Consider the following 1875-nt stretch of genomic DNA (forward strand, 5'->3'; position numbering starts at 1 on the left):
AGACTGCCGTCCAGATGATCGGCCAGGGCTACTACGACACCATCACGCCCCCGGTGATCCGCCGCAACATCCTCGAGTCCCCGGCCTGGTACACCGCCTACACTCCGTACCAGCCCGAAATTTCCCAGGGCCGCCTCGAAGCACTCCTGAACTTCCAGACCATGGTCCAGGACCTCACTGGCCTTCCGATCGCCAACGCTTCCCTCCTTGACGAAGCCACCGCCGTTGCCGAGGCCGTGCTGCTCATGCGCCGCGCCAACAAGGACAAGACCGCGAAGGACGGCAAGACCGTCCTGGACGCCGACCTCTTCCCGCAGACCATTGCGATCGTGAAGGGCCGCGCAGAAGCGCTCGGCTTCGAGGTGGAGGTTGCGGACCTCTCCGCAGGACTGCCCGACGGCGACATCAACGGCATCGTCCTCCAGCAGCCCGGCGTCTCCGGTCGTGTCTTCGATCACTCCGCCGTGATCGCGTCCGCGAAGGAGCGCGGTGCACTGGTCACCGTCGCTGCCGACCTGCTGGCACTCACCCTCATCACGCCCCCGGGTGAGCAGGGTGCGGACATCGCCGTCGGAACCGCGCAGCGCTTCGGCGTTCCGCTGTTCTTCGGTGGCCCGCACGCCGCTTACATGGCCGTCCGCCAGGGCATGGAGCGCACCCTCCCGGGCCGCATCGTTGGTGTGTCCAAGGACAACGCCGGCGTTCCCGCCTACCGCCTCGCCCTGCAGACCCGCGAGCAGCACATCCGCCGCGAAAAGGCCACGTCCAACATCTGCACGGCACAGGCCCTGCTCGCGATCGTTGCCTCGATGTACGCGGTGTACCACGGTCCGGACGGACTCAAGGCGATCGCCGAGACTGTGCACGGCCACGCTCGCGTTCTGGCCACGGCACTGCAGAAGGCCGGCCGCGAACTCGTCTCCGATTCGTTCTTCGACACCCTCACCGTCCGCGTCCCGGGCAAGGCAAGCAAGGTGATCGGTGCCGCCGAAGCACGTGGCATCAACCTCCGCCGCATCGACGAGGACACCGTGGGTGTTTCCGTTGATGAAACCACGACGCCGGAGGTCCTCTCCGCGGTTGCCGTCGCCTTCGGCGCTGGTCCGGTAAGGGACGCAGCCGGGTTCGAGCTGGCTTCGGATGTGCTCCGTACCTCCGATTTCATGCAGCACCCCGTGTTCAACACCCACCGTTCCGAGACACAGCTCCTGCGCTACATCCGCAAGCTCTCCGACCGGGACCTGGCGCTGGACCGGACCATGATTCCGCTGGGTTCGTGCACCATGAAGCTGAACGCCACGGCGGAGATGGAAGCCATTTCCTGGCCCGAGTTCGCCTCCATCCACCCCTTCGCTCCTGATTCCCAGACCGAGGGCTGGCGTGAACTCATCGCCGACCTCGAAGCCCAGCTGACCGAGATCACGGGTTACGACCAGGTCTCCATCCAGCCGAACGCCGGGTCCCAGGGCGAGCTGGCCGGGCTCCTCGCCATCCGCGGCTACCACCACTCCCGCGGAGACCAGCAGCGCAACGTCTGCCTGATCCCTGCTTCGGCTCACGGGACCAACGCGGCGTCCGCCGTGCTCGCGGGCATGAAGGTAGTGGTGGTTGCCACGGCGTCCGATGGCACCATCGACCACGCCGATCTCAAGGCCAAAATTGAGGCCAACCGCGAGGTCCTGTCGGCCATCATGATCACCTACCCCTCTACCCACGGTGTCTACGACGCCGACGTCGTTGAGGTGTGCGAGGCGGTGCACGAGGCTGGTGGCCAGGTGTACGTCGATGGCGCGAACCTGAACGCTTTGGTTGGCTTGGCGCAGCCGGGCAAGTTCGGCGGCGACGTGTCCCACCTGAACCTGCACAAGACCTTCT

At 66.0% G+C, this 1875-nt stretch carries 1 protein-coding gene; it reads left to right on the forward strand.

The annotated features are described in order from the left end of the window. A partial coding sequence (gcvP, locus tag OCL88_RS20990; RefSeq protein ID WP_264963834.1) for an aminomethyl-transferring glycine dehydrogenase occupies nt 1-1875 on the forward strand: 1875 nt, incomplete at both ends.

It is taken from the genome of Paenarthrobacter sp. PAE-2 (assembly GCF_026013155.1).
Taxonomy (GTDB): Bacteria; Actinomycetota; Actinomycetes; order Actinomycetales; family Micrococcaceae; genus Arthrobacter; species Arthrobacter ureafaciens.